This window comes from Lysinibacillus sp. FJAT-14222 (assembly GCF_001278875.1).
Lineage (GTDB): Bacteria > Bacillota > Bacilli > Bacillales_A > Planococcaceae > Lysinibacillus > Lysinibacillus agricola.
On record NZ_LIYL01000041.1, the window covers coordinates 1 to 26295 of the forward strand.

Annotated in this window: 25 protein-coding genes and 5 pseudogenes; 16 read left to right on the top strand and 14 right to left on the bottom strand. The window is 31.1% G+C overall.

What is annotated here, in order from left to right:
• Positions 1–241, bottom strand: a pseudogene (locus AN161_RS16655) (transposase); the annotation flags it as partial.
• Positions 242–430: 189 nt separating this feature from the next.
• Between AN161_RS16655 and AN161_RS31255 the strand changes: the two are divergent.
• Positions 431–541: pseudogene (locus AN161_RS31255) on the top strand (transposase); the annotation flags it as partial.
• A 386-nt stretch (positions 542–927) separates the two neighbouring features.
• Here the strand turns inward: AN161_RS31255 and AN161_RS16665 are convergent.
• From AN161_RS16665 to AN161_RS16685, 4 genes and pseudogenes are all read right to left on the bottom strand, one after another.
• A complete protein-coding gene (locus AN161_RS16665; protein ID WP_053595514.1) occupies positions 928–1485 on the bottom strand; it encodes a YdeI/OmpD-associated family protein in 558 nt (185 codons plus the stop codon).
• On the bottom strand, positions 1482–2414 hold the full coding sequence (locus tag AN161_RS16670) for an alpha/beta hydrolase (protein ID WP_053595472.1): 933 nt from the start codon (positions 2412–2414) through the stop codon (positions 1482–1484). Before AN161_RS16670 ends, AN161_RS16665 begins: the two co-directional genes overlap by 4 nt.
• Positions 2415–2505: 91 nt before the next feature.
• On the bottom strand, positions 2506–3435 hold the full coding sequence (locus AN161_RS16675) for a YafY family protein (protein WP_053595473.1): 930 nt from the start codon (positions 3433–3435) through the stop codon (positions 2506–2508).
• 125 nt (positions 3436–3560) lie between these two features.
• Positions 3561–4648, bottom strand: a pseudogene (locus AN161_RS16685) (transposase); the annotation flags it as partial.
• Between the two features lie 19 nt (positions 4649–4667).
• Between AN161_RS16685 and AN161_RS16690 the strand changes: the two are divergent.
• Entirely contained in the window at positions 4668–5060 is a 393-nt protein-coding gene (locus AN161_RS16690; RefSeq protein ID WP_277815959.1) for a DUF2726 domain-containing protein, read from the top strand.
• A gap of 42 nt (positions 5061–5102) precedes the next feature.
• Positions 5103–5573 carry a hypothetical protein gene (locus tag AN161_RS16695; protein ID WP_143114875.1) on the top strand — a complete coding sequence of 157 codons (471 nt, stop codon included), beginning with the start codon at positions 5103–5105 and terminating at the stop codon, positions 5571–5573.
• 416 nt (positions 5574–5989) lie between these two features.
• On the opposite strand, the gene AN161_RS16700 is transcribed toward AN161_RS16695, so the two are convergent.
• Positions 5990–6595, bottom strand: a complete 606-nt coding sequence (locus tag AN161_RS16700) for a helix-turn-helix domain-containing protein (RefSeq protein WP_053595478.1) — start codon at positions 6593–6595, stop codon at positions 5990–5992.
• Between the two features lie 165 nt (positions 6596–6760).
• Here AN161_RS16700 and AN161_RS16705 point away from each other — a divergent pair, with 165 nt between their 5' ends.
• Positions 6761–7417, top strand: coding sequence for a CPBP family intramembrane glutamic endopeptidase (locus AN161_RS16705; RefSeq protein WP_053595479.1), 657 nt, complete (start codon positions 6761–6763; stop codon positions 7415–7417).
• Between the two features lie 73 nt (positions 7418–7490).
• Here the strand turns inward: AN161_RS16705 and AN161_RS16710 are convergent, their stop codons facing one another.
• Positions 7491–7883 carry a hypothetical protein gene (locus AN161_RS16710; protein WP_053595480.1) on the bottom strand — a complete coding sequence of 131 codons (393 nt, stop codon included), beginning with the start codon at positions 7881–7883 and terminating at the stop codon, positions 7491–7493.
• 256 nt (positions 7884–8139) lie between these two features.
• Between AN161_RS16710 and AN161_RS16715 the strand changes: the two genes are divergently transcribed.
• Both AN161_RS16715 and AN161_RS16720 read left to right on the top strand, forming a co-directional pair.
• Positions 8140–9375 (top strand): extracellular solute-binding protein, encoded by a 1236-nt coding sequence (locus AN161_RS16715; protein ID WP_053595481.1) that lies wholly within the window; start codon positions 8140–8142, stop codon positions 9373–9375.
• Between the two features lie 420 nt (positions 9376–9795).
• Positions 9796–11514, top strand: a complete 1719-nt coding sequence (locus AN161_RS16720; RefSeq protein ID WP_241774589.1) for a TnsD family Tn7-like transposition protein — start codon at positions 9796–9798, stop codon at positions 11512–11514.
• A gap of 117 nt (positions 11515–11631) precedes the next feature.
• On the opposite strand, the gene AN161_RS16725 is transcribed toward AN161_RS16720, so the two are convergent.
• The 3 genes from AN161_RS16725 to AN161_RS16735 all read right to left on the bottom strand — a co-directional run bounded on the left by AN161_RS16725 (position 11632) and on the right by AN161_RS16735 (position 14457).
• Positions 11632–12570: a hypothetical protein gene (locus tag AN161_RS16725; RefSeq protein ID WP_053595482.1), complete on the bottom strand. Its 939-nt coding sequence runs from the start codon at positions 12568–12570 to the stop codon at positions 11632–11634.
• Between the two features lie 14 nt (positions 12571–12584).
• Complete coding sequence (locus AN161_RS16730) at positions 12585–13193, bottom strand: antibiotic resistance protein VanZ (protein WP_241774590.1); 609 nt, start codon at positions 13191–13193, stop codon at positions 12585–12587.
• Positions 13194–13272: 79 nt separating this feature from the next.
• Positions 13273–14457: a hypothetical protein gene (locus AN161_RS16735; protein WP_053595483.1), complete on the bottom strand. Its 1185-nt coding sequence runs from the start codon at positions 14455–14457 to the stop codon at positions 13273–13275.
• A 1187-nt stretch (positions 14458–15644) separates the two neighbouring features.
• On the opposite strand from AN161_RS16735, the gene AN161_RS16740 reads away from it, so the two are divergent.
• Positions 15645–16409 carry an SDR family oxidoreductase gene (locus AN161_RS16740; protein WP_053595484.1) on the top strand — a complete coding sequence of 255 codons (765 nt, stop codon included), beginning with the start codon at positions 15645–15647 and terminating at the stop codon, positions 16407–16409.
• A gap of 67 nt (positions 16410–16476) precedes the next feature.
• On the opposite strand, the pseudogene AN161_RS27665 reads toward AN161_RS16740, so the two are convergent.
• Positions 16477–16645 (bottom strand): annotated as a pseudogene (locus AN161_RS27665) (IS3 family transposase); the annotation flags it as partial.
• Here AN161_RS27665 and AN161_RS30665 point away from each other — a divergent pair.
• The 6 genes and pseudogenes from AN161_RS30665 to AN161_RS16770 all read left to right on the top strand — a co-directional run.
• Positions 16644–16745, top strand: a pseudogene (locus AN161_RS30665) (flavin reductase family protein); the annotation flags it as partial. The pseudogenes AN161_RS27665 and AN161_RS30665 overlap by 2 nt on opposite strands.
• Positions 16746–17075: 330 nt before the next feature.
• The gene (locus tag AN161_RS16745; RefSeq protein WP_082340164.1) at positions 17076–17324 is read left to right on the top strand and encodes a lipopolysaccharide assembly protein LapA domain-containing protein; all 249 of its coding nucleotides are present in this window, start codon (positions 17076–17078) and stop codon (positions 17322–17324) included.
• Positions 17325–18056: 732 nt separating this feature from the next.
• On the top strand, positions 18057–18851 hold the full coding sequence (locus AN161_RS16755; protein ID WP_053595486.1) for a hypothetical protein: 795 nt from the start codon (positions 18057–18059) through the stop codon (positions 18849–18851).
• Positions 18848–19615 (top strand): hypothetical protein, encoded by a 768-nt coding sequence (locus AN161_RS16760; protein WP_053595487.1) that lies wholly within the window; start codon positions 18848–18850, stop codon positions 19613–19615. Before AN161_RS16755 ends, AN161_RS16760 begins: the two co-directional genes overlap by 4 nt.
• Positions 19616–19634: 19 nt before the next feature.
• Positions 19635–20357 carry a hypothetical protein gene (locus AN161_RS16765; protein WP_053595488.1) on the top strand — a complete coding sequence of 241 codons (723 nt, stop codon included), beginning with the start codon at positions 19635–19637 and terminating at the stop codon, positions 20355–20357.
• A gap of 17 nt (positions 20358–20374) precedes the next feature.
• Entirely contained in the window at positions 20375–21013 is a 639-nt protein-coding gene (locus AN161_RS16770) for an ABC transporter ATP-binding protein (protein WP_053595489.1), read from the top strand.
• Positions 21014–21082: 69 nt separating this feature from the next.
• Here AN161_RS16770 and AN161_RS16775 read toward each other — a convergent pair whose 3' ends face one another.
• The 3 genes from AN161_RS16775 to AN161_RS16785 form a co-directional block, all read right to left on the bottom strand.
• Positions 21083–21433, bottom strand: a complete 351-nt coding sequence (locus AN161_RS16775; protein ID WP_053595490.1) for a winged helix-turn-helix transcriptional regulator — start codon at positions 21431–21433, stop codon at positions 21083–21085.
• A 459-nt stretch (positions 21434–21892) separates the two neighbouring features.
• Positions 21893–22483: a hypothetical protein gene (locus tag AN161_RS16780; protein ID WP_053595491.1), complete on the bottom strand. Its 591-nt coding sequence runs from the start codon at positions 22481–22483 to the stop codon at positions 21893–21895.
• A gap of 318 nt (positions 22484–22801) precedes the next feature.
• On the bottom strand, positions 22802–23215 hold the full coding sequence (locus tag AN161_RS16785; protein ID WP_143114878.1) for a DUF3221 domain-containing protein: 414 nt from the start codon (positions 23213–23215) through the stop codon (positions 22802–22804).
• A 994-nt stretch (positions 23216–24209) separates the two neighbouring features.
• Between AN161_RS16785 and AN161_RS16790 the strand changes: the two genes are divergently transcribed.
• The 3 genes from AN161_RS16790 to AN161_RS16800 all read left to right on the top strand — a co-directional run bounded on the left by AN161_RS16790 (position 24210) and on the right by AN161_RS16800 (position 26238).
• Positions 24210–24707, top strand: a complete 498-nt coding sequence (locus AN161_RS16790) for a sigma-70 family RNA polymerase sigma factor (RefSeq protein WP_053595493.1) — start codon at positions 24210–24212, stop codon at positions 24705–24707.
• On the top strand, positions 24697–25377 hold the full coding sequence (locus AN161_RS16795) for a zf-HC2 domain-containing protein (RefSeq protein WP_053595494.1): 681 nt from the start codon (positions 24697–24699) through the stop codon (positions 25375–25377). Before AN161_RS16790 ends, AN161_RS16795 begins: the two co-directional genes overlap by 11 nt.
• A gap of 660 nt (positions 25378–26037) precedes the next feature.
• Positions 26038–26238, top strand: a complete 201-nt coding sequence (locus AN161_RS16800; RefSeq protein ID WP_053595495.1) for a hypothetical protein — start codon at positions 26038–26040, stop codon at positions 26236–26238.
• Positions 26239–26295 lie beyond the last annotated feature (57 nt).

Sequence of the window (26295 nt, forward strand, 5' to 3'; positions counted from 1 at the left end):
TCCTCATGATAATCTGCGATGAGCTGATAAATTTTTTGACGAAGTAGCTGTTCATTTTCATGAATGCAATACGTGCGTTCATCTTTAAATGGAGATGCTTAGCGATCGTTTGAGAAAAGCCGATTTTTTCATCAAATTCACGGAAAATCAATTCCCCGGTGTCAGAAGAAAGCATGCCTCCATCATTAGATAATTTAATGGAACGGTTGAAATGTAGGGTATTTTGCGTTAAAGTAGTCATCATAAGAATCCTTTCTTTTGGTTGATGTTTAGTCGCAATAACCTTAACAGAAATGGATTCTTTTTTCATCTTTTAAGTGAAAAAGAGAATCCCACAGAAAAGCTGATAGGTCAGTTTTTCTGTGGGATTTTGTATATGTTGATGAATAATCTAGGTTTTAGATTATATTTGTCTAAAGGGGTGTTTTTTATGTCTAAACGAGCAAGAACATCTAAAATCGAAAAATGGATTAAAGAAGGGCGAGGGACGAGTGTTGGCTCCGAGTATAAACCTTGGCTCAATATTCAAGACGTTGCATCAATGTCCGTTCTTAACCCAATTATTGGATGGTCTTTATTGTCTTGTAACATTGCGACTAATCTAGTTCCAAGGTACTGGTGAAAATGATGTCTTAATCCGATCGTATAATCTTTGTTTTCCTTAGTTAGGTTCTTTACATTCATCTGTTATTCTTCTTTGTTTGTTTTATTCAATAGAATTGTCAAATTAAGTACAATACAGATATGCCTCAAAGGAAACTAAAAGACATGCTTTCTGTTAGAATTTAGGGTTCATGCCTTTTAAGGATTTTATTCAGTGTCTATTCTAACGGGCTTGACATTTAACGGCGTTTCTTTTTTTGATTGATTAGCGAAATGCATAACCCCTTACATACTCTCTTTGCGACAATGAAGCAAAATGAAAATCTAGGGTCTTAACATTTCTCCCTTGTCCCATGAAACAATTAATCGATTCAATCTTCTTAGCCGAGTTTCTTCTTTTTTAGCACTCATTACCCACCAAATAGAATCTCTTCTGTACGAAGGTGGAAGCTGATTAAAAAATTCCCAAGAACTTGGATGTTTTATAATTTCATCCTCATATTCTTTCGTTAAAGTAACGTTCCTATGAACGGAAGAATAACCTGTTTGATCATTTCTTTGATTGAAAACAGTCAATCCCTCAGGCCTCATTTGATTGTGTTCTATCAGTTTATGCACCTTTTGCACATTAACTTTACTCCAGAGGCTATTAGGCTTACGTGGAGTAAAGCGAATTTTATAGCAATCTTCATCAACTGTTTTTCGTATCCCATCAATCCAACCAAATGACAGTGCACAATCTACTGATTCGGACCAAGTAAGACTTGCTTTATTGGTCTTTTTCTTAAAAAAAACTACCCAAATTTCACTAGCTGTTTGGTGATGAATATCCAACCAATCAATAAATTCTGTTTGATTACTAAAAAATAGCACTTCACTCATTTTTCCAGCCATTCTAAAATCATTTGATTAAGCTCTTCAGGTCTTTCTTCTTGAATCCAATGACCAGTGTTTAAACTCTTAATGTCTATATTAGGTACAAAATCTTTTATATTTGGAAGCGGCGGAATAATATCTTTCTCACCATAAATCATCAATGTTGGCTGATGAAGAATAGGAGATGAGTCACCTAATAAATTCCAATTACGATTTAAATTTCTGTACCAATTGATGCTTGGAGTGAAACCTGTCTTATTGAAGGCTGTGATATAAACAGAAAGATCATCATCGCTCATAACAGGTTCACCTAACGGCTGGGTTGCTTTAGCTAGATTAATCATTTCCATTCCTTCAACAGAGCCTTGTGATGGAACATTCTTTCGATATAAGTTACGAAGAAATTGGGCTGCATTTTCGTCTAATACAGCATCTGCAACACCTGGTTGTTTGTTAAAGTGAACAAAATAGTAATCATCGCCAAAAGCTTCTTCCATAAAATCAATCCAAGGTCTCTCTCCTCGAACTTGGTAGGGCAAGCATAAGTTAATCATTTTATTAACACGTTCTGGATGCAGCAAAGCCATACTCCAAACAACACTTGCGCCCCAATCATGGCCCATAAAAATGGCATCTTTGTATTGGTAGTGATCCAAAAGAGCAACAAGATCACCCGTTAAATGTTCAATATCATATTTTGTGACTTCTTTTGGACAAGAAGACTCTCCATACCCTCGTTGATTAGGAATAATAACGTGATAACCTGCTTCTACAAGAGGGGTCACTTGATGTCTCCAAGAAAAGGCATGCTCTGGCCATCCGTGGCAGAGAACGATAGGTTGCCCCCCATTTTTTTGTCCAGCTTCAAAAACCTCTAGCTCCACACCGTTACCTGAGATAAGTGTTGGTGTTGGAAATTCATAATTGTTTGTCATTCAACATCCTCCTAATTAAAATAAAAGTATCTTACAATGACAATATTATCATGGACGTTTGACAACGGTCTGTCAGCTTTGAGAAACTCACTTAATGATATTTGTCAGCCATCAATCTGAGTTTGGAAGCAATTTTTTTGCGCATTTCTTTTGGAGCTAAGACCTCTATATGCTCTCCAAAACTAAATATGAGAGAGAACAACCATTCTTTTTCGGGGAATGTAGCTGTAACAAGAAGTTCACCTGTTTCTAACACCGCAATATCTTCTTTATTAAAAACATCCTTCACACGAGACTTCATTTGAGGGGAAACTTTTAAGACAATTGTTGTCATTGTTGTTTGTTCATTTAATAATGCCATAATCTCGTGATAGGATTTTTCTCGACGTTCAAATGATTGATTTTTAATGTGAAAATCACTTATACGGGAAACTCTAAATATTCTGAAGTCTTCTTTTAAAAGACAATAAGCAAATAAATACCAAGTATAATTTTTAAATATGAGCGACATAGGCTCAACTTGTCTTTTGCTGACGATATTATCATAATTTCTGTAGTCAATAGTCAGTAAATTAGTCTGTGTAATAGCTTTCCTTAGCGTCTTAACTAATGCTTTTTGATTTGGAGAGTCTCCATAAGGATGTAAATCAATGATGATTTGTTCCATATGCAGCTTTAGATAATCTACCTTGTTTTTAGGAATGATATTTTGTAGTTTTTCTATGGATGATTCTAACTCAATGTCGTCAACTGTGAAATTAATATCCTTGAGAACAGAAAGAAGGGAGGACAGGTTATTAAGAGTTAGTACTTGATGATTTAATTTATAACTCTCATAAATGCTGAATCCACCATTGTTTCCGGAATGGGAAATGATGGGAATGCCAGCTAGATTGATTGTTTCAATATCTCGGTAAATAGTCCGGACCGACACTTCAAATTTCTCAGCCAATTCATTTGCTGTTACACGATTTCTATTAAGTAACATCACAATAATGGTTAACATACGTTCTATTTTCATCTTGTTCTCCTTAAAAATATATTTTTTTATTATGTAGTAGAATCAATTTCATAATACGCACTTTTAAAAAATCATAAAGAAACAGAATTTCGATGATTTCTTAAAAAAACGAATGAAATAGCTAATTATGCTACAGAAAGTTGTAGTTGGGAAAGCCGATCAACTGCCAGTTTGCAGGCGTTGTACGCAAGATGAACCAAATCAAAATGGACTTTAGCTTTCTTCCCTGTACAATGGTAAATCTGATTCAATAGAAAATAACCTTTAAGATAGGCGTTTACGCGCTCAACGGCACTTCGTTCCTTATAGATTTCAGTCCATTTCATCGAGCCTCTTGCCGGTACCGTCTCAGGTCATCTGTAACTTTCTTTTTATAAACCTTTTGACAAAGGCTGTCGCGGGCTAATGAACATTCTTTACATTCGATTGGTCGTGTATATTTTAATGTTCCATATTTTGTATCATAGCTGTCGTAACGATAACTATGCTCTCGCACACATGTTGGCGCGAAGTGCTTATCGAAGCCTATTGGTTCAGGCTCATTTTTCTTATTGTATGCTATGACAGACTGGGCTCCTATACGATGAACTTGTTCATAAATAGGGTAGTAGTCATAACCGGCGTCCATTGTCGTCCTCTTGATTTCTAAAGAAGGTAAACGGGCGTGGACCCCCTTCAATAAAGGAATTGCAGCTTTTCCATCGTTAAGACTGCCAGAAGAAAACAGCGATTGAAGGATGTATTGGCTTTTCGTCCCAACGGCTAGATGGCACTTAAATCCGAACCAAAAGATATTCTTCCCTTCGCTATTCTTCTTCACCCCCCATTCAGGTTGAATGGGTACAGCGGAGCGAAGTTCTTTGAGGGGTACATCCAGTTGGCCGGCAATTGTTTTTTCATAGAGCGGAAGGTTAGCTTCTTTCTCAGCCTGTGCGAGGAGCCACTGTTCACGTTCTTCTTTCTTTTTACGACCTCTTTTCTGAGGTTCCTTTTTAACCTTTTCTGTTTTGAATGGAGCGCGGTCACGTGATTCAACATGGGTTGCATCAATGGCTATTGTTTCACCTGAGACAAATCCTTCCGATATTGCCTGGAGAAGAAGACGCTCTTGAACAATTTCTAACGCGTCTGATTCGCTAATTAACGTGATCATACGCGAATAGGAAGCTTCAGATGGAATCTCATCCGATACCAAGAATCCACAATCAACTTTTCCAATCACTGATAGTGGGATTTCCAACGAAGAGTATTCTTTCGCTTTAAAATCACATTTTGATTTTACTGTATATGATAATACAACATTGCAACCATTATTTGCAGTAGAGTTTGATGGAAAGTCTCATTTAGTAGAAATTCAAAAGTCGAGAGATAAACTTAAAAATAGATTAGTGGAAAGGTTTAATCTTCCCCTTTTAAGAATTAACTCTTTATATTTGGATAAGAAGTATCGTAGTTTAGATCTTTTAAGTTGGTGTATAGAAGTTTGGTTTTCAGCTAAATATTTTTATGAGGCGCAGAGAAATGGTCTGATTCCATATGATGAGCCATTCTCTCCTATGTCTTTACAAGAATATCAAATAATAAATTCTATACCATTTGAAGTAATAGAAGAAGTAAAAAGGTGAGTTTCTTCCAATAAAAGTTTGCTTATTATAAGTTCAGCTACTATGAATAGAAAACCTTTTTTAAATGCAATGATTTCTTCTATACCTAAGAAGTATTCTTTTTTTACAATAGCCGAAGATTTATTGTCATTACCTGCTATTTGTAAAGAGAAGCCTAATGTTACTATAGATAGCTTAAAAGAAGGTTACACTGAAAGTATAAGAAAAATGGCGATTGCTGCTAGTGCATATGATAAATGTATTTCTTTAATTGATAATTATGAATTAGATGATAAAGTGATTTTTAATAACTTTAAGATTCTTTTGAAGGAAAATAAGTGTTTAATAGGAACAATACATCGAGATACTAGTAGATATAAAAATATGACGACGTTTGAAGAAATATGTGAAGCTTTATCCATTTTTGGTGATATAGATTTTAATATATTTGATAGTTTTATTATACTTGAAAATTATTTTATAGATGGGCAAAAGCGAGATGTATTAAATATTTTTTATAAAGCATCAATTTAATCAATCTTTTTTATAAAATTAAGCTCTACAAAAAATCAAACCCACGCATTTTGATCAATCTTTTTTCAAAGTTCGTGGGTTTGTTCTATTACAGAACCAATGTTTGAACCTAACTTTTAATCAAACTTTATTCCAAATCTACATTTATTGTTGAGTAACAATAAATATCTATACTCGACAAAAAAGTTGTATACTTCACAATAATGTTATATACAGGACAAAAAAAGTAGTATACTGAATAATTAAACCATATCTATGGAAGAACTCTTTTATTGATAAAAATCACCTCTCTTTGTTCATTGAGGTGATTTTTTTATTGGATATTTGTATATGCTAATATACAAGTGGCATATCCTAAATTAACCATTTGTCCTATTATTAACTATGTAGCAAACTGAAAATTAAGATATTTATTTTTAGTTACTATCAATATTTAAATAATAACCTTTGTTTTTTAAATAGACTAAAAGAGAAGGAGAATCACTATTCTCCTCAATTTTATCTCGTAATTTTTTCACGCAGACATATAGTGATGATGGTGTCATTAAATCTAACCTATCAATGAGAGAATCTACACTAATAACTTTACCTCTATTTTTTAATAAATAATAAATTAGCCTAAATTCCAGATTAGTTAGTGGATGGCTTTGATTTTTAGTAATAATACTGTGTTTTTCTATAGAGAAATAAGTATCAGTATTTAATCTATATAAATCATTGAATTCTTTATTAATGAAGTTTTGTTTAGAGATAAATCTTGGAAATTTATAATAAAAATTCAAAAAATTCTCCTTATAATCTAATGAACTTGAAAGAAGAATAACCGGCTTATTAATGTTTTTCTCTACTTTTTGTAGATCTTCATAGCAGAGAGAATCTCCAACAAAAGCTATACAATCTTCATCATTTATTAAACTTTGAAAATCGTTAATTCTCTTTAGTGATATATTAAACAATAATAAGTCAAGAAATTGATAAAAATTATGATTATTAGTCAAAACAGCTATATAATTTGAATTCATATAATCCCTCCTAACTTTAGTGATATTATAACACTGAAAATGTAAAATTGTATAAAAAAAGTAATAAATTGAGAATTGTTATAATATAAGAGAGTGAGAGTGGTGTATAATATTAATAGTTATACCCATTTTAAAAAATGTAGGAGGCCAACAGGGGGTGGATAAATGAGGGAATTATTAAATTCAGAAAAGAGCAGAAATATGAAAAAACTATTAAACTTCATATATAAAACTCTTTTATTAGTAATTTTATATTTTATGTCCTTCATTATAGCGAATATAGAAATGCCTAGATTTGATTTTTTAAATAATATAAATCCAGCGTGGGTCGTAATAGATATTGAGAATGATTTCTTAGTTATTATATTTTTTGTCTTATTATTAAAGACAATCGGAAAAAAATATATTTATTTATTTAGTATAGAACCTTTAAAAAATAATAAAAGTTATGTTTGGATTGTTCTTTCTTTATTTGCAACTTACTTAATTATAGAAATGGTTTCTGGATCGAATTTTCAACTTAGAATATTTACCATGGATTTTTTGTCTTACTTAGTATTACTTTTACGTGTTCTAATAATAGTTCCAATAGCAGAAGAATTTATGTATAGAGGATTATTGGTTTTAATACCGAGTAAAAGGATAAAATATTTAATGTTGTTGGTTTCATCCATTGTTTTTGCTTTATTTCATGATGATCCCACATTAATTATTTGGTTAGGTTTAAGTTTAGGTATATTAGCGATTCGTTTCAATAATATTTGGATTCCAATTATTGCCCACGCTCTTTGGAATTTATTTGTATCATTTTTTGCATTGTAATTATTATGGAAGGTTAATCATTCAAAAGAAAAACCAGTCCTCAGAATTTATAAAGGACTGGCTTTTTTATTTTTTAGTCTAACCATTTTCCGATAAGTTTAACAGCATCTCTTGCTCCGTTATAGATATTTTTACCCCATAAAGTAAGAGTTTCACCTAAAGATCCAAGATCGAATGTAATGTTAACGCTGTTATCATTACCATATACAGTTTTCTGACCTTTAGTGTTGTTATTAGAATCTGTAATAATGTAAGTTACTCCACAGTTCCCATTTGCATATACAGAATTTTGAGAACCCTGCACATAATTTGATAGCCACATAGATTCGGTTGCAAGTTTCGCTTTTTCCCCTGGTTGAACAGTAGCATTATAATTGGAATCTGCGAAAGCTCCTGTAGGTAACGCAAAGACGCCAGTTATCAATAGTGCTGCAGTTAAAATAAAAGCTTTAAATTTATTAGCCATTTTGTATCACCTCCATTCGATTAATACTAGATTATTATTTTTTTTCGAATATTTAAATATTTAAAAGTTAATATAGGCATTAATTTTTGTTAATATAAGGTAAAAATGGATTATTCAATTTATTTCTATGATAAAATAAGAAAAAAGTAAGTTTATTCTAAGAGAATGGTTTAAATAAGGTTCAATATTTTTTCTAGTATATTCTTTTAATAGCTGAAAAATATAATGTTGAAATCAACAAGGGGGATAATGTCTTATGTTAAAGAAATTGTTTATATTTTTGTTATTTTTAATAGTACTAAGTGGCTGTAGCTTAAAAAGTAAACCTCTAATTATAGCTGTGATGGCTCCAGAAATGGAAGATTCAATTAAAAATTTATATGCTGAAAATTATGATTATGATATAGAAATTAAGTCTATATTACCCAGTGTAGATGCAATAAATGGTAATTGGGTAGAGTTGGATAAAGTGATTGATAATTTCTTGATAAATAATAAGGATGTAGATATAGTGTATGGGTTTACACCTGATTATTTAAAGGGGTTGGTTGAAAAAGGGGATTTAAAAAATTTGAGTACTTCAATGGATGAATCTGTATTGGAGAAAATTGCACCAGCTATATTAGAACCTATTAAACAAGCAGGTAAAGGGGATGTATACGCGGTTGCTCCATACTTTAATAACTATGTACTTGTGTATAATAAAAGAATTTTTGAACAAGTAGAAGTCGAAAAACCAAGTAATAGTATGACGTGGCAAGAAATAAGTAAATTAGCTACTGAAGTTCAAGAGAAATCGAATTATAAAGGTATTGCATTGGGTTTTCCTTCTTCAGATAGACAATTTTACTTTTTATATCAAAGTATAAATGATCCAGTTGATTATTTTGAAAATAAGGATGGAAAAGCTATAGTTAATACTACGATTACTAAAAAGTACTGGAAGCTGTTCGCTGATATGTACAAAGATAACTCAAAAGCAACAGGAGAGGAGTTTATGAATGGGAAAGTATCTATGGCTCTTCTACCATTAGGACAACTAATAGATTCCGAATTTCTTAAGTTTTATGCGGATTTGGATAAATCAAATTGGGGAATAGTGGAAATGCCTGTTTTTGAGGAAAATAAAGGAGGTCTTGCGTTTACAGATTCTCTATTTTCTATTTCAAAGTATAGTGATAATGATGAAGCTATAAAATTTTTAGAATATATACAGGGTGAAAAATTCGCCAAATTATTAACTAAAACTACATTATTCCCTACATATTGGGACGAAGAAATTAAAGATATACTTATTCAAAAATACGAGTTTGACTTATCACCAGCATACAACCAACCTGGAGCATTAATTAAGCCACCACAATTTAACGCAGACAAATTCAATGAGATTACAAATGTAGGAGCCGATTACTTTACACAATATTTAAAAGGAGAAGGTGAACTAAATAAACTACTGAGTGATTATGAAGGAAAAATAAACAAAAAGAAATAATGAAATATAAATTTTAAATATTAATAGAACAAAATGAGGGCCTCCACTTTAACTTAGCTGGTGGCCCTAAATTATTATTTTATCCTTGTTCTATAGATAACGATCTTAATTACACAACCTTATAGTTTCCGTAGTGAACGTAAATAACACTTTTTACCAAACGGACTTTTGTATGGTGTGGACTGTTTTATTAATATTTTGAGGTTCATCCAACAATGTGAGCTTACTGATTTTCAAGAGGAGGAATAATATCTTGTCTAAAAGAATGTATGTATCATTTTTAATAGCTGCAGTGGCACTATTTTTAATAATATCATTATTTTTTTTAATAGTATCAATCCTTTTTACTGAGAGTTTATATAAAATAGAAATACTTTGATTTCTACATTGAATCAGTGATTTGTTACACAGAGGGTTAAGATGATGGGTAATGATAGTAAAAGGCCTGTAGGAACCTTCTCTTGTGTATGTGGATTCGTCTATTCTCGTAAGGGTCCAGATAAAACAGAAAACGATAAAACAAAAATTGGACGTATTAAGATGTTTGGTGAGACTTGGTTGAACAAACTCCACCAATTGGTAGAAAGTGAACAGTTGAGTTACAAAGCATGCTCAGAAATATTAAAAGTTGATATAAAAACAATTATTAAATATTCGAGGCAAAAACATAATAAGCCTATTAACAAAATAAATAACACTAATAGTGATATGAAACAAAGGTGGCTCGATTTAATCACTCAATACCCTACTTATTCAAGAACAGAGCTTAGAAAAAAAGATCCTTCACTTTACATGCGAATTGGTTCTGGTTTCTCTCAAAGATATATTAACGCACCTACTTGGTCTAGTTTATTAAAACAATTAATAGATGAAAATCCTGAAATTGATATGCCCATACAATATTTTATTCAAGAGCATGGTGGTGATTACGCAAAAATTGCATCTGAATTGGTTGATTATTATCATTCATATGCTTGGAATCACCATTCTGATGAAGAACAATTTCCTCCTTTTATTTTTGAATCATCTTCTAAAAGCATCCATTTGAAGTATAGGATTGCGAGTATACTAATTAATCTTATGGAACGATTTGATGCTGATTCTCATGAGTTAAAAGATGAAATTGAATTAATAAAAAAATTAAATCCTCAAGCCATAGTTACAACCAATTATGATAAATTACTGGAAACTTTATTTCCAAAATATGAGGCGATAGTTGGCCAACATGTTATCCGCCAGAAGAAATCAACAGATATTGGACATATTTTAAAAATTCATGGTTCAGTTGATGAATGTAATAGTATCGTTATCGAACAACAAGATTACGACTATTTCTTTAAAAAGCAGATATACTTAATTGCCAAGCTGTTTACATATTTTATGGAACATCCAATTATCTTCATTGGATACAGCTTAAGTGATGAGAATATAAAATCTATTTTGTATAATGTTAAGCAAATTATTGACGCTGAAACAGAACCATTAATTGAGAATATGTGGTTTATTGATTGGAGTAGGGAGCCACTTAATCCTGACACAATGCCTCCTAGTGAAAAATCTATTTCAGTAGGAAATGGAGAATCTGTTAGAGTTAATTATATTAAATTACACAGGTACGATAAGCTTTACGAAGCTTTGTATCAAGATTCAGTAGATATTGAGTTATTAAAACAAATCGAGGAAACGGTTTATAATGTAGTAAAAAGTGATACGATAACCAATTTAGAAGTAGACATAGCAAGCTTACGCTACTTAACTGATAGAGAAAGTTTCTTAAGTACAATAACTACTGCATCTGCCGATGGTGAAGTTGCTGCTACAAGAACGCTTGTTACATTTGCTGATATACAAGATCCTAACCAATTAGCTGCTCAATTCACTCTTTCAGCTACAGAACTATGTAGTAGGGTATATGATGGTCAACTCTCATACTGGTCTCACGCTTATGATTTAATAAGAGACGTTAGTGTACAAACGGGTGTGAATTTACGAGCAAGTAATAATATTTATCATGTAAATATGAACGGAATTAGCAGGTTTTCAATGAATATGGTCCATTTGTTGAAAAAAGTAAAAGACATGGAACCATACACAATTACTTTAGATAATCAAAAAATAAACTACCCAATTGTTGAGTAGTTTAGAAAAAAGTTTGATTAAAAGAATGCTTCAAACCTTGATTTTATATAGAGGGAACCCACACGTTTTGAACAAAAATTAATCAAAATATGTGGGTTTTTAGATCTTTAAATCCTCTTAAATAGCAATTTCAATTTCACCAGATATTAAACGTTGTACGATGCTGTTATGGATAATCCCTACAAATGTTTTTGCTGTATCGGGTGTTACTTCAATTGTTTTATTTGTATCATTGAAAGTAACTCTAAGTGATACATCTAGTTTATTAACAGCTTCTTTAATTTTTTCAATAGAATAATCTGTATCTTGAGCACTATATTTAGACAATCTTCTCACAGCTCTCGCGCTGCTATATAATTTTTGTGTCACTGTATCTTCATCTAATCCAGAAAATTTATATTTAGCAGATGAAATTGTATATTCACCATGAGCGAATTTACTTATGACTGCTTGTGATTTGGCTTTACGATTTTCATTTAGAGTTAACATACTTTCAAATCGATTAACATCATAAACAAACAATTTTTCATCTGCTCTATCATATCGCGCTGTAACAACAGGTGGAACTTGGATACCTTTAGGAACATCTACAACTGTTGTATTTTCAGTGATTGATACAGACAATATGGATTTATTCTTGATTACTGCATTTCTAGCAATAGATAAAAAATATAGAGATTGTTCATCTTGAACAATCAAAAACTTTATACCTTCATTTTCTTCAAGATTTTTTATTTCTCCTTTTGATTTACTTTTCTTAGAAAAGTGGATAATATTCTCCTCTGGATCGTTGAGTAAACTTTCAATTTTTTCTTTAAAGTCATGTAGATAGCTTTTTTCGGCAATTTTAGCAAACTCTAAATAATACGGGATATCTTCGATTAAAGCATTACCATTCAATACATTCATATTACTTTCCTTGGTTCTCTGTTTTGCTAAGTCGGATTTAAAATTATTAAAAATACTTTGTTTCTCTTTATCACCAGTCTGCAACAAATAAATTCTATACAACTTAGAATTTTTTGATGTACATACATAAATACGCTCTAAAGCCATTACTCATCAATACCTCACTTCTTATACATCGTTATATATATCTTTGATTTCGTTGGTTCTCCTAGTTGATATACCTTAAAATCTATAAATTTTTTTGATTTAAAGGTAAAAACATATTTGCTATCTTTTGTCTTACATAGATTTATTCCTAGAATAACGAGAGCGATATTAGGAAATATATCTGTACTTTTCATTATTAAAGTGTAAATCAAAATTTGAATTACTATAAAAACAATTATCGCTCCATATAAGTTACCTTCTATTATTAATACAGCTGGAATTATATTACCTAGTAAAAACGACATTGTATTCCCGTTTATTTCTTCTAGTTCACTTTCTTCAAATGATTTCCTGTTACCAGGTAGGACCTGATTTGTAGAAGAATTTATATATTGTTGGGTTAACAAGAATCTAAGAAACCATGTTAAAAAAAACAAAATAATAAATAAAAGTCCACACCACCAATAAACATTTATATCTATCGTCACTATCTTGATATTCCAATTCATCTTAAAGGGATGTTGAAATTTATCATCAAGTTGTAATAAAAATAAAAAATATGCAGGTGACATCGCCGTTATAAAGTATAAAATTTTATAAAACCATCTCGTTCCATAAAACAAACTAACCACCTCCACCTATTATTAATTGTTTTTATATTCAATAATGGTGTTTAAAGTGTTAATTGATAAAGTTTTAAGTCTATAGTATCGATGTGAAATCTGAAGAATGACACTCTGTGCAATGGAAACTTTTATCCTCTATAAAAAATTTATGTATTTTATTTTGAGGTAAATTCCTATATCTAAAAGATTTCGTAGATAATGCTCCTTCCGATAAAGGAAGCGTATCCCAAATGTTTTTATTAAATTCTCCTGCATTCCCACCATGATGAGGAACCACTATTACGTATGATTTAACAGATGTTACATTTAATACATTATTATAGATTTGAGGATAATGATGATCCCCCGTTAAAACACCTATTTTTTCATTCCCTTCAATTGTTATTACTATGCCACTTTGATTCATATTACTACCATCACTTGAACGAAATAATTCCAGATTATTAACTTTACCTTGAGATACTAATTCGATTCTCCTTCCGGATTTCGTTTTATGTGCAGGGGAAAGAATATCAATATTTATACCGGAAGATTGTAATCGGTTGAATGCATTATTCAGCTGAAGTGTATTTGGCATTTTAGAAGGAACGACAATATTCTCCATCAACTTTATTTGAGTATCATTTAAATCTAAGATAGCTCTATAATGATCTAAATCCCAATGACTAATTACTACATTAAATTTTTTGGTTAAATTTGCTCTATTTATTATTGTGTTCATTTCAGATTCTTTAAACTTCACATCTCCTCCAAGATCATAAATCAGATGGAAATCATCCCAAATTATTTCATTCCAATTACCACAACCTACATCTCTAATAATTAACTTTGGATTATTTTCATCTTTAAGCTTGTTAAGCTCGTTGTAAAAATTGCATTTATGAAAATTCATAGTTTCATTATTAATAAATAATTCATCATTTATTGTTCTATATTGTTGAAAATTTAATTCATTGTTATCTTGCATTGTTAAATTAAATTTTATCAAACTATATTCAGGTTCTGTCTCTGTTATTAGGAATTTCTCGAAAAACTCAATAGGGATATCATACCAATAGCCCGGACGTGGCCCTTTATAACTTTCGACTTTCACCTTATTTAGAACTAAAAGTGTTTTTAACAAGTTAGTATTGTTATTATTACTTTCTAAGTCAGCAAAACGTGATAAGGTAGTCAAATCTTCTCTCAAATAAAAATCAAATACTAATTCATATGCATTTTGTTTATAATCCCATAAAACCCTTTCACAGTATAAATACATATTAAACCTCCCTAAAATTTTTAAACAAAACTATATTATTTAATGCTATCACATTTTCAGTATCCATTTACTACATTTTTTAGGAAAATGGACCGTTATACATAATAAAATAATACAACTTTTGAATCTTATGAATTTATCTCGAAGAGGTCAATTTTAACTTTTAAAAAACTGCAAAAATAAACTAATAAAACGCTCCACTTCGGAGCGTTTCAGTATACAACTTTTTTGTTACAGTTGTATGGGAAATCATTACAACCAAATGGATATTAAATATATAACTTTTTTGTAAAATAATTTAAATATCTAATATAAGAATGCGCTTTTTAGCGACCTATAGTATACAATTTTATTGTCATTCAACATTATGTAGATTTGAAATAAAGTCGTACTGTTTGTAAAAAAGATGTACCGTTTAAAATAAAGTTATACCGTTTGTAAAAAAGCTGCACCGTTTTACCCCTTTGGATAATTGTTGTATTGAAAAAAAGATCGATACTTGTTAAAAAAGTTCGTTACTTGAAAAAAAGATTATTACCACTGTAGCTTTGTACGAAAGATGGATTATTTATAATAAAGATTGATTAAAATTATCTCTCCTCTATAGATTTCTAAGAGGAGAGATTTTTTATTGAATATCTATGTTATCGTCACTTTAGAACGTAGTTTTGTAAAAAAGACTGATAATTTGTAATAAAAATCACCTTTAAATAAAAAGAGCTTCCATGTGATCAAGGGCACTGAAAAACTAAAGAAATTCATTTTTTTATATTATAAATCTGTCTTTTGTTGGATTTAGAAACTCAAAAAAGTCGATTTGCATCACATTTTTGTGGAAAATCGACTTTTTCAGTGCCCTCCATGTGATCATGAGGCCTTTTTTATTCTTTTGATTCAAAAATTAAGTCTTTATTATGTTTGACTAAATCTCTAATTTCTTTAGGAGTCATATTTTCTCACTCTGATTTTGGGTACATAGTTAGTAAGTATATTTCATTTTTTTCAGTTACTAAATAAAGAACAATCCTGAATCCACCTCTACCAATGCTGCTGGCAACCAAGAGATGAACTAAGTTATCTGAAGCAATCGCCCCCTTGAAACCGAATAGGAGAGCAACATTTCAAATAATGTTCCATGATATAACTATCTATGTAATATAACTATGTTTGAACAAGGAGATGGAAGCATGAGTAAGTTAGCAGGCAAAATAGCTTTAGTTACAGGATCAAGTCGAGGAATTGGCCGCAGTATTGCATTGCGTCTGGCACAAGAGGGAGCCTTTGTCGTCGTTCATTACGGGAAAAGACGTAATGAGGCAGAAGCAGTTGTTCACCAAATCGAGCAAAGCGGAGGAAATGCTTGCGCGATTGGTGCGGACCTTAGTACTTTAGATGGTATTCAAGATTTATTTACTACTTTGGATGACACTATTCGGGAATATATGGGCGGTGACGGATTCGATATTCTTGTCAACAATGCTGGAATTGGTCAAATTATCAGTTTAGAAGAGACGACGGAAGAATCATTTGACGAGGTAATGAAGATTAATGTTAAAGCACCACTTTTTGTTACTCAACAAGCTTTGCCACGTTTAAAAGATGGAGGACGCATTATTAATATTTCATCTTTTGTAACACGTGCAGCTTCTCCAAGTGTCTTCACGTACAGTATGTCCAAAGGTGCTATCGACACATTTACGCGTCTTCTAGCCAAACAACTAGGGAGCCGTAATATTACGGTAAACGCCATCCAGCCTGGAATTATTAATACAGAGATGAATGCTGAGACTTTGGAAAACCTTGATGGACAAAAATATGCGGCTGGTCTTTCAATCTTCAACAGATGGGGAGAACCCGAGGATGTGGCAGATATTGCCGCCTTTCTCGCTTCCTCAGACAGCCGTTGGGTAACTGGTCAATTGCTCGATGCAAGTGGCGGATCTCATCTATAGAACCTGTAAGATAACGAATTTATAAGGAACTTCAAATGAAGTGACCCCAAAAAGTTAGACACATATTTTAAGCAGTTACTGAGGAATGAACTCTGTATTGGACAGGGCTCATTCCTTTTAATTTTCCTTTAATTCGTTTGTTATTGTAAATAGTAAATGTACTTCTCCAATTCTGAAATGAAATGTTCCATACTTTCAAATTTTTGATGATAAAATAGTTCAGATTTTAATAGTCCTTCATTATGGGAGAATGTTGAACGATTGGCTCCATTTACAGGGAAAAATCCAGTTCCGGATTACAAGAAACAGAATGGATTCTATGCCTATCAATCGGAAATATAATTAATTATCAAACTTTGTACGGCACGGTCTTCCGCAATCGGGCGCGATTGTTGAACAACACAGTTAAAAAATGTTCAAACTTTTTTATAAAATCGAAACCTAAATATGCAAGAGAAGAATCTATTTTGATCAAACTTTATTTCAAAGCAATATTTATTGTTTCATGGTAATAAAAATATTTAAAAAACAATAAAGTCGATTAAAAAATAATAGAGTTGTTTAAAAAGGGAATATCCTTGCCGCGAAATAGTGATTGTCCTAAGCTAATCCTGATTCTATAATAGTGAATGTAGAATAGTTAAATAACAATTAATGAGGTGGCTTATGAAAAAGCAATGGAACTTAATATTAGCTCTAATTGTGGTCTTAATTATCGCGGTTTTTTCAGTTATCAATGTTGACATGGTAACGGTTAATTATTTATTTGGAAAAGCTGAGTGGCCATTGATCCTCGTCATTATTGGGTCAGTCCTATTGGGAGCCCTATTAGCGGGATTAATTAGTATGATGAAATTTTATCAACTTCAAAGAGCATCGAAAAAAGCAGGAGATGAAATAGATCAACATTCTTAAATGTTGATCTATTTCACTAAGAGCCCTATTGTAAAACACCACTTAGAATTAAACGATTTTATTATTTTTAATTTAAAAGTAGTGAAGTATTTTACATCAAAAATTAAACAACTTTATTTTAATCCCGTCCTAAAAATCTGGACGGGTTTTTTTATTTGAGGTTAGAAAATTAAATAACTTTATTGTCACTCTACATTTATGTATAGAATAAATAAAGTTGGAAATATAATCAGAAGACCCGAACTATTACAAAACACTAAATTAGAGTTTCGTAAAATAGTTCGGGTTTTTCATTGGCTAAAATCTTTTTGTCCCAGCTTCTTTTTATTTTTATCAAAGAGGGGTGTTTTAAATATGGCAAACAGAAAAAGTGGATGGAAGAAAAAAGTATGCGATATTTAAAGGAAGGCAGAGGTCAGGGAGAATTTAGTGAGTATATTCCGTGGTTAAATGTTCAGGATTTTTCCTCGAATGGGAATGTAACGCGAATAAATGGCTGGAAGACTACAAGGCAGCATGAATTCTTTTCAAATTTGGAGAGAAGTTATTGTTTTGTTGGATTGGTTAGATGACGTAGTAGATGTTAGAGAACAATTTTCAGTGGATAGGGAACTAACTTTAAAATTGCAGAAATAAGGGGATTCCACATTCTTTCGAAATTTACAAATTAATGTAAAAATGATATTGTTAACAAACACTTATATCAGTTTTAATTGAGAGAGGATGCTATTAATGAGCCAGTATTCGATTGGAAGGGAAATTGCATATAAACTGAAATTTAGAAATGTTTTAATATGGTTATTCATTATGTGTTTACCCATCATCTATTATTTAGCGGTTAGAGACAGTTACGAGTTTAAAGACTCATTACAAGTATTTTCTTTTATGGTTAAAAATATGCCGATTTTCTTTACTATTCTTGCAACGTTAATTTATTTACCCTTATTTTCAGCAGAGTTGAAAAATCGATTTTTAGTTTATACACGTCTAAGAATGCCGATAAAGAAATTACTCTTCATCAAGTTTTCTGCAAATTTTCTGTTATCATTTAGTGTTTTTTTTATTTATATTTTTTCATTGTTTAGCCTTTGCTTTTATATTTTCCCCTCGCTAGGGTTGGCTCATTTACAACCCGAAGCATATAATTTGAATGAAATAACGGTTCAAGAAGACGCTTATACACGTTTTACTTTTACACAACTTTTAGAATATGGTTCTTTAACCTATGGATTAATCTATTCCTTTTGGGTAGGGATAAATGCAGCAATATATGCTTCTATTGGTTTCTTGCTTTTATTGATAGTACCAAATAAGTTTGTAGCTATGTCTATTCCGACATTAATTTTTTTCGTAGGCAGCTATCTACTAGATAGACCATTTCAACTTTTGGATGCTGTCTTCCCATACAATTATATACAACAACCCATTTGGACAGCTGTCACTCCGTTTATAGGATTGTGTTGTTTATGTTTATGTTTATTTCTATACATAAGAAAAAAATTCGATTATCTGGATGATTTAATATGATCAAGTTAAAAGAGATTGGACAAGAATTTCTAAGCTGGAAATGGACACTATGGATACTTTTCCTTTTTCCTTACGGTTGGAATATAAAATCTAAACTAGCTAAGATACAAGAGATACAGGGAGTTTCAATTAATCTATGGGATTTCATTATAGACTTTATCTTTAATCCTTTTTTGTTTATATATTTTCTATTTCCCTTATTTCTTTTCTTGTTTAGCAAGGTAATTTTGCAAAATTGGGAATATATGATCTTGCATAGAGTCCGTAGCTATACAGGATGGATTTTATATACGGTTAGTAAAATTATTCCGTCGATTGTAGTATTCCTATTAATTTGGATATTTATCGGTTACTTAATTACCTTGCCTCTTCCTTTCCAACTATCGTGGAGCCAGTATGCTACCAATGATTTTGGATTAATAAATTATCTTGTTTTTGGATTGCAACAGCATTTTAGTAAGCCATATTTTTCCGTATTGGTGCAAATGTTACAGTATTTTTCTTTTTTGATTACTGTACATGTTGTTATAGCGACGTTTTACTTATTTAGGCCTAAAAACAGTACGCTAACCATTGCAATAAGCTGTATCTATTTTGGGACACTTATCTCATTTAAAAGGGTAGATTGGACTTGGCTTCAAATTCAAAATTATGTTCTTACTTACTATAATGTTGGAAATTTCAATTCGTTTTATATTCCATTGTTAATATTACCCACAATATTTATAATATGTATTTTAGTGGTAAAACTTTTTAAAAAATAGAGAACTAGGATGGAATACTATGCCACAAATCAAAAATACAGTCATTTATATAGTTCTTTGTCTTTTAGGGGTCATTTTCCCTGCATCTGGGGCTGGTGTAAAAACTTCTACTGTTTGGGACAGATTATATATTGTCTTTTTTGGCTTTACTGAACAGAGATTTTTCATCGATTCGTTTGTTTATTACTGCATTATTTTCTTAGGGTTCGTTTATTTGTTCCAAATGCATTTAAGTATTGTATTAACCGAACGAATTTATTATCAATTAATACGGTATCCTAGCTTGTATCGCTGGTTCGGGCAATTTTTCAGGCCAGTTATGCTTAAGGGAATCTTATTATTAACCGTTTTATTTTGCGTAACGATTATCGCAGGCGTATTGGAAGGGAAAAGTCTCAATTTATCCTTAACAGAAGTGCCAGGAAGTTCAGTACCTATGCTAGTTTATCATTTCTTTATAAATGGTTTTTTACAACTAATGAATTATGTACTCATTTCATTTATTGTCATCTGGATATGGAAAAAAGGTGAGTATAGCCTGATTACATTAGGAATACTTATGGTACTTAGTTTACCTATTTTGAATCAAAAACTAATCTTCCCATCTGGTTTAAACAGTCTTGGTCATGTAGGCGGTGGCGAAAATGTAATAGTTCAAATTTCTATTATTTTGCTTATTTATCTCTTAGTTGAATTATTTATTATTTATTACTTATTCAAAAAAAGAGGAGTTTCATTATAATACTGGAGGGAAATTTAATGGCATTAATTGAGTTAATAAATGTAAGTAAATCATTTAAAAATAACCCGATATTTACAGACATATCTGTTCGATTTGAAAAAGGATATATTTACGGAATTACAGGAAATAATGGTTCAGGTAAGTCTGTACTCTTTAAAATGATTTGTGGTTTTATACCGCCTGATGAAGGCAGTATAGTGATTGATCCTGATTATATGGAACTAAAAACTAAATTCCCGAAAAACTTTGGAATCATCATAGATCGTCCGGGTTATGATTCTAGCAAAAATGGATTTGATAATTTGAAAACATTAGCAATTATTCAGAATCTTGTTTCAGATGGAGAAATCAAAAATGCGATGAAAATCGTAGGTCTAGATCCCAATAACAAACAAAAGGTAAAACACTATTCATTAGGGATGAAACAAAAGCTTTCTTTAGCTCAAGCTATAATGGAAAATCAGCAAGTTTTAATATTAGATGAACCATTCAATGCACTCGACAGTGAAAGTGTAGAGAATATAAGAAAGTTATTATTGGACTATAAAAATAATGGTAAGACGATTTTTATAACGAGCCATAATCAAGAAGATATTGATCTATTATGTGATCATGTATTAACAATAGATAATTATAAATTGGTGAAGGTTAAATAGAAATTGAATTATTCACCCATATAAAGAAGCGGCGAAGATAGAGGTGTGATCCTACTGAATAAGTTATTTTTAATAATTGTCTTTGAAAGTGGGAACCTTAGGTGAAGTTTGATCACAATTAATTTTTTGATCTTTATCTATACCTTTTATAATTGCATACTTATTATCCCATTCACACATTGTGTTTAATACTGGTACAAATGATCTTCCTAGAACTGTTAAGCTGTATTCTACTTTTGGTGGTACTTCTTTAAATATTTCTCTTCGTACAAGTCCATCTCTTTCTAACTGTTTCAATTGATCTGTTAAGACTTTTTGTGTAATTCCAGGTATTAATTCGTAAAACTCTTTTGTCCTTACTGATTTTTGACTCAAGAAAAAGAGTATTAAACATTTCCATTTCCCACCTGCGATGTTCATAAAAATGTTGATGCCAGTATTATAGTTAACCCTATGCTTTCCCTCCTAAATAGGCACTTAAAAGTGGCTATACCACATTTAAGTGCGTTATTTTCTTATTTATTATTGCTTACTATAATTAAAGGTGAAATAAATAAAAACTTCGGAGTTGATATCATGAGTGTGAAAAATATTTTGGAAAAAAGATGTTCAGTTAGACATTATGATTCAAGTTATAAAATAAGTTCAGAAATTCTAACCTCGTTAGTATAAAGTGCAAGTAAGTCTCCTAATGGAAATAATATTCAAGCTACTCGATACTAGTATAGGTTTATGTTTTTTCTTATATGATTTGAATATTTGAAGAAGATGTTAGCCATGCAGAACTTATTAAAAGACTTGTATCCGGACACTACTTTATTTACATAAAAATTATATTAATATTTATCTTTTAATTGGTGACATTTTATTCTACTTCTATCAATCAAAGTTGTATTTTTCTTTCACTGAATTTTTTAGTTTCACATAATTAGGATTTTCAATTTCGAATGGATTCATTCTATTTGATAATTGTTTTTTACCATTAAAGTTCATGTTATATTTTCCATGATATACAGCGATAGGAAGATATTTATCTTCATTTTCCTTTTTCGCTAAAAATAGAAGATACTTTGCTCCCACTTCGGACATCTCATATCCTTCAGAGATAAAAACATCATTTTCATTAATAAATGCATAAGGTTCATTCACAGTAATAACATCATTTTCTTTAATACCAAAATTATTCTTGTGAATTTTCTCCACTTCAAACTTGCTCTCTGTCCAGTAGTATAATGGGAAATCTCCATCCATTATTACCTGATTATTTTTTTCATCTGTTGCTTTTGCCTCGACTATCAACTCAGCACTTTTTTCTAGTTCGGATACATCATCATATTTTTTCTCAAATGAATCGTGTGTTTCATTAAATACTAGTTCGTCTGGACTGCTTGCATTGATAAAATAGCTTGAAGTTAAAAAGATTGTAAGACCTGCAAGGACTGTTAAAAGTATGAAATTTTTCTTTTTCATGTGAATCACCTCCTAATTTCCATAAATAGCTTTAATAGCTGCATTGTCATCCCAGATTCTTACCTGATTCGAGTTACCAATTGTTTTGTATATTAAAGCATTAGTAACCGCTGAGTAATTGATACCCAAAGCATGCCCTGTTTCATGAGCCATCGCGGCACTTATTATTGCATCATCATGTTTCCTAGATACTGGACCATTAATCCGTATTCTTGACGCAGTATAGTTACAATCTCAACATGCTTTTACTTGTCCTAACCAATTCGAAGTATAATTCAAAGCATCTGCGTGAACACAACTCTTGGGGGAAAAAGCTCCTTACGATTCATCTGCTTTGGAGACTAATGTTACTTTTGTTGCGGCGCCTTGACGGGGATTTGAATCATCATATTTGCCCGTTGTCCAAATTAACACGCTATCTCCAATTTCAAAATTATTGGTTTCTGAATAAGAGGCAGTTAAAGCATTGGGCTTTGCAATATCAAGAATTTCCTTTTTAGTTTTCGTAGTAACGTCTTTTTGTTGAACATACCATACAATCGTTAATGAATTTTCCGTTTTGTCTATAATATATCCTTCTGCATCAGCTGTACCTATCGGCTCTTTTGACATGCTAGACTGTTCACTTACCATATTTTTTGATATGCCTTCCGAATCGCTACTCGGTCTTGAACACCCTGATAGACTGGAGAAAAGTAATAACAGAATGACAGTAGCTTGTAGTATGCGCAAGTGTTTCACTCCCTTTCATCTATATTCCGTTAGACGTATTAATATATCGGGGGGTTACTAAATTTTTGATAATTAACTAATTCAAAGGAGTTAAATGGAGACGGCTTGGGGTATGTGGGGAAATTCATGTGGAACACCGAGTACTTTGTTTGATAATCTGCGCAGCACATCTTTAATACCCATCTATCCATTATGCTGATAGATGGATACTTTATTTCAATGAGCCTAATTAAACAACTTTTTTATTTCTACACAGGAGAAGAATCACCTCTACAGTTAGAAAGTTGATATTCGATTATTAGTCCGAGTAATGATAAGGCATATCCAAAACTAGCAATTGTAGATTCAGAATAGTGAAAAGCAATCCTTATTTTCAAGCTTGGGTTGAAGCAGAATATTCATTAAGTACATAAGAAAATATAGCGTATGTAAATCAATCTTCATTTATATTTGAAGGGGCTATTTTAGATAATCTATTAATGGGAACTTCGTTGAGGGAATTGGATGTTAATCATATCGATGAAGTTGCGGAAATATGTGGTCTTTACCAGTTAGATTCTTTTCATTTAAATGATTAAAAATGTTACTAGATGAAAATGGCGGTAATCTATCTGGGGTGAAAAAATTGCTTTAGCAAGAGCCTTAGTTAGTAACCCTAAACTACTACTATTAAATGAAGCTACAAGTAATATAGATAAATCAAATAAACATGAAATTCTTTCCTATATACATTCTTTAGAAGGTGTGACAGGAAATAATCAAGTAGACATGGTAAAAAAAATATATATTTTTTTATAAAAACTGTAACGAATCAATAAAATTTTGGATATATGAATGATTAACTTTTTTAGTAGCTTGACTGATAGTTGAAAAAATTATTAAAAAGAAATTAAAGCCAATTTAATTAAAGTTAATAAATATCGCGCTTTCTTATATTTATCAACCAAACGAACTTTATTTGGTGTTTTTCAAGCTATCTGAAAGGAGGTAAATTGTGAATAAAGATAATATATATCAAGAATACGGAGATTTCGTTTTTAGATATTTATTGGCACTAACTAATAATCATCAAATTGCTGAAGAGTTAACTCAGGAGACGTTCTATCAAGCGATTAAGTCTATAAACAAATTTCATGATGATGGAACAGTGAAATTTACTACATGGCTATGTTCTATTGCAAAAAATGTTTGGCTACAGGAACTGAATCATGATAAGAAAAGAAATCAATTATTAGAGTCATTAAGTGATATGAAAGCATTAACCTCCAACTTAGAAGAAGAATATTTTAGAAAAGAAGATAAAGTTAATTTTTTCAAGCAAGCTCATCAACTGAGTGATAAAAAGCGTGAAATACTCTACTTACGGTTATTAGGTGATCTTTCTTTTAAGGAAATCGGCTCCATTGTTGGTGAAACGGAAAATTGGGCAAGAGTTACATTTTATCGTGCAAAACAAGAATTAAGAAAGGGTGTTATAGGATATGAACCATGATATTTTTAAAGATTTAGTACCTAGCTATATAGAAAAATTGACTAGTGAAGAAACTACTAGACAGATGGAAAAACATATGAAGGAATGTGAAGAATGCAAAAAATATGTAATGGAAATGCAAGAAGCTTTTTTTGTAGAAAATACCCATGAACATAATAAGGAAAAGGAAAGTATTGATTATTTAAAAAAGGTGCGTTCCAAAAATAGGAGAAAAATTTTCATGGTCGCAGGATCATTACTAGCTTTCTTTATCATTATATCTGTGAGTTATTATTTTCTTTTTGTCCATATGTGGATAGCAGATGAGAATAATGTGCAAACAAACATTCAACGACATGGAACAACAGTTACCTTGACATTCCAAGCCAAAAGTAACAATCGTTATCTTTTAGCTATTGATAATTCTAGAAATAATAAATATAAAGATGAAATTATTATTTATGAAAATTGGAATATTTCAGCTGATAAGAAATGGAATTTTTTCTCTGAATTAGCAACGTCCTATAGAGATGGTGTTAACATCACTTATACCTTCTTAGATAAAAATACTCTATTACTCAACAATGGCGAAAAAAAAGAATTAACCGATGAGGACAAGATAAATATTCAATTTAAAAATAATACTGAGGAGATAAAATTAAAAGATTTATATGATTTAAATAGTAATTAGAACATATGACTTTAGCAATTACTTCGATATTGCTTGCGGATGCCATGCACATTCTACCCAAAAAAAGCGTATCGTTGTCCTACTATACTACTTTTTTAATCTAATCATGGTATAACCAGCTAAATAGACAAACTGACAATTGTAGCGTTGGATGAAGTCAATTCCATTATTGCCGGAACATCTGATTATATTTTGAAGCTAGTAGTATTGGCTGCTATTGGACTAGTTACTTATATTGTAGGGATTAGAATATTCTCAAAGAAGGATTTGCTACTACAAGATAGTAATTGGAAAACAACGAAAGTAGCACTTATGTCAAGGACACAAGAGAACAGAGGTTAAGAAACAAGAAGGTGATTTCTATACTGTATAGGAGTCATCTTTTTTAGTTTCATAGATAACTATGACAATAAATGATGAACTTTACACCATTATGAAAAGTACTTCCTTAATGGCGTTTTTAGTACGAATTTCTCTGGAATTGCAAATGATTGTTCATTTAGAAACCCACTATTCTCAATAATATTTACAGTATTTATCCAAATTGAAACTTTAAAAAGTTTAAAAGATATTCTTTTTGTAGTTAAATATTCTAGTTTATTTAGAATAACTTATTTCAAAAATGGAAATAAATATGTATAAAATTGAAGGGGATTAGTCATGGAATTTTATAGAGAAAAAGAAATCTACTGCTACAGTTGCCGTAAAAAGACTTTATTTACATGTAGAGATATGCATAATAAAAATGGAGTAGACAGTCATTGTAGCGAATGTTCTGGTATTTGGTTTGAGTGGCAAAATCGAGCAGTAGAAAGAGAAATGGAAAAGTGGATTGAATATAACAAAGGGCTCGTTAATTAATTTTATTGTGAAACGAGCCTTATTTGTACTATACATATTTGTGTAGCTTTATAATAA

Excerpts from the sequence above, each read along its gene's own strand:
- AN161_RS16665 (WP_053595514.1), bottom strand. The coding sequence starts at position 1,485 with ATGAGTGAAGTGCTATTTTTTAGTAATCAAACAGAATTTATTGATTGG.
- AN161_RS16670 (WP_053595472.1), bottom strand. The coding sequence starts at position 2,414 with ATGACAAACAATTATGAATTTCCAACACCAACACTTATCTCAGGTAAC.
- AN161_RS16675 (WP_053595473.1), bottom strand. The coding sequence starts at position 3,435 with ATGAAAATAGAACGTATGTTAACCATTATTGTGATGTTACTTAATAGA.
- AN161_RS16695 (WP_143114875.1), top strand. The coding sequence starts at position 5,103 with ATGAATAGAAAACCTTTTTTAAATGCAATGATTTCTTCTATACCTAAG.
- AN161_RS16700 (WP_053595478.1), bottom strand. The coding sequence starts at position 6,595 with ATGAATTCAAATTATATAGCTGTTTTGACTAATAATCATAATTTTTAT.
- AN161_RS16705 (WP_053595479.1), top strand. The coding sequence starts at position 6,761 with ATGAGGGAATTATTAAATTCAGAAAAGAGCAGAAATATGAAAAAACTA.
- AN161_RS16710 (WP_053595480.1), bottom strand. The coding sequence starts at position 7,883 with ATGGCTAATAAATTTAAAGCTTTTATTTTAACTGCAGCACTATTGATA.
- AN161_RS16715 (WP_053595481.1), top strand. The coding sequence starts at position 8,140 with ATGTTAAAGAAATTGTTTATATTTTTGTTATTTTTAATAGTACTAAGT.
- AN161_RS16720 (WP_241774589.1), top strand. The coding sequence starts at position 9,796 with ATGATGGGTAATGATAGTAAAAGGCCTGTAGGAACCTTCTCTTGTGTA.
- AN161_RS16725 (WP_053595482.1), bottom strand. The coding sequence starts at position 12,570 with ATGGCTTTAGAGCGTATTTATGTATGTACATCAAAAAATTCTAAGTTG.
- AN161_RS16735 (WP_053595483.1), bottom strand. The coding sequence starts at position 14,457 with ATGTATTTATACTGTGAAAGGGTTTTATGGGATTATAAACAAAATGCA.
- AN161_RS16740 (WP_053595484.1), top strand. The coding sequence starts at position 15,645 with ATGAGTAAGTTAGCAGGCAAAATAGCTTTAGTTACAGGATCAAGTCGA.
- AN161_RS16745 (WP_082340164.1), top strand. The coding sequence starts at position 17,076 with ATGAAAAAGCAATGGAACTTAATATTAGCTCTAATTGTGGTCTTAATT.
- AN161_RS16755 (WP_053595486.1), top strand. The coding sequence starts at position 18,057 with ATGAGCCAGTATTCGATTGGAAGGGAAATTGCATATAAACTGAAATTT.
- AN161_RS16760 (WP_053595487.1), top strand. The coding sequence starts at position 18,848 with ATGATCAAGTTAAAAGAGATTGGACAAGAATTTCTAAGCTGGAAATGG.
- AN161_RS16765 (WP_053595488.1), top strand. The coding sequence starts at position 19,635 with ATGCCACAAATCAAAAATACAGTCATTTATATAGTTCTTTGTCTTTTA.
- AN161_RS16770 (WP_053595489.1), top strand. The coding sequence starts at position 20,375 with ATGGCATTAATTGAGTTAATAAATGTAAGTAAATCATTTAAAAATAAC.
- AN161_RS16775 (WP_053595490.1), bottom strand. The coding sequence starts at position 21,433 with ATGAACATCGCAGGTGGGAAATGGAAATGTTTAATACTCTTTTTCTTG.
- AN161_RS16780 (WP_053595491.1), bottom strand. The coding sequence starts at position 22,483 with ATGAAAAAGAAAAATTTCATACTTTTAACAGTCCTTGCAGGTCTTACA.
- AN161_RS16795 (WP_053595494.1), top strand. The coding sequence starts at position 24,697 with ATGAACCATGATATTTTTAAAGATTTAGTACCTAGCTATATAGAAAAA.
- AN161_RS16800 (WP_053595495.1), top strand. The coding sequence starts at position 26,038 with ATGGAATTTTATAGAGAAAAAGAAATCTACTGCTACAGTTGCCGTAAA.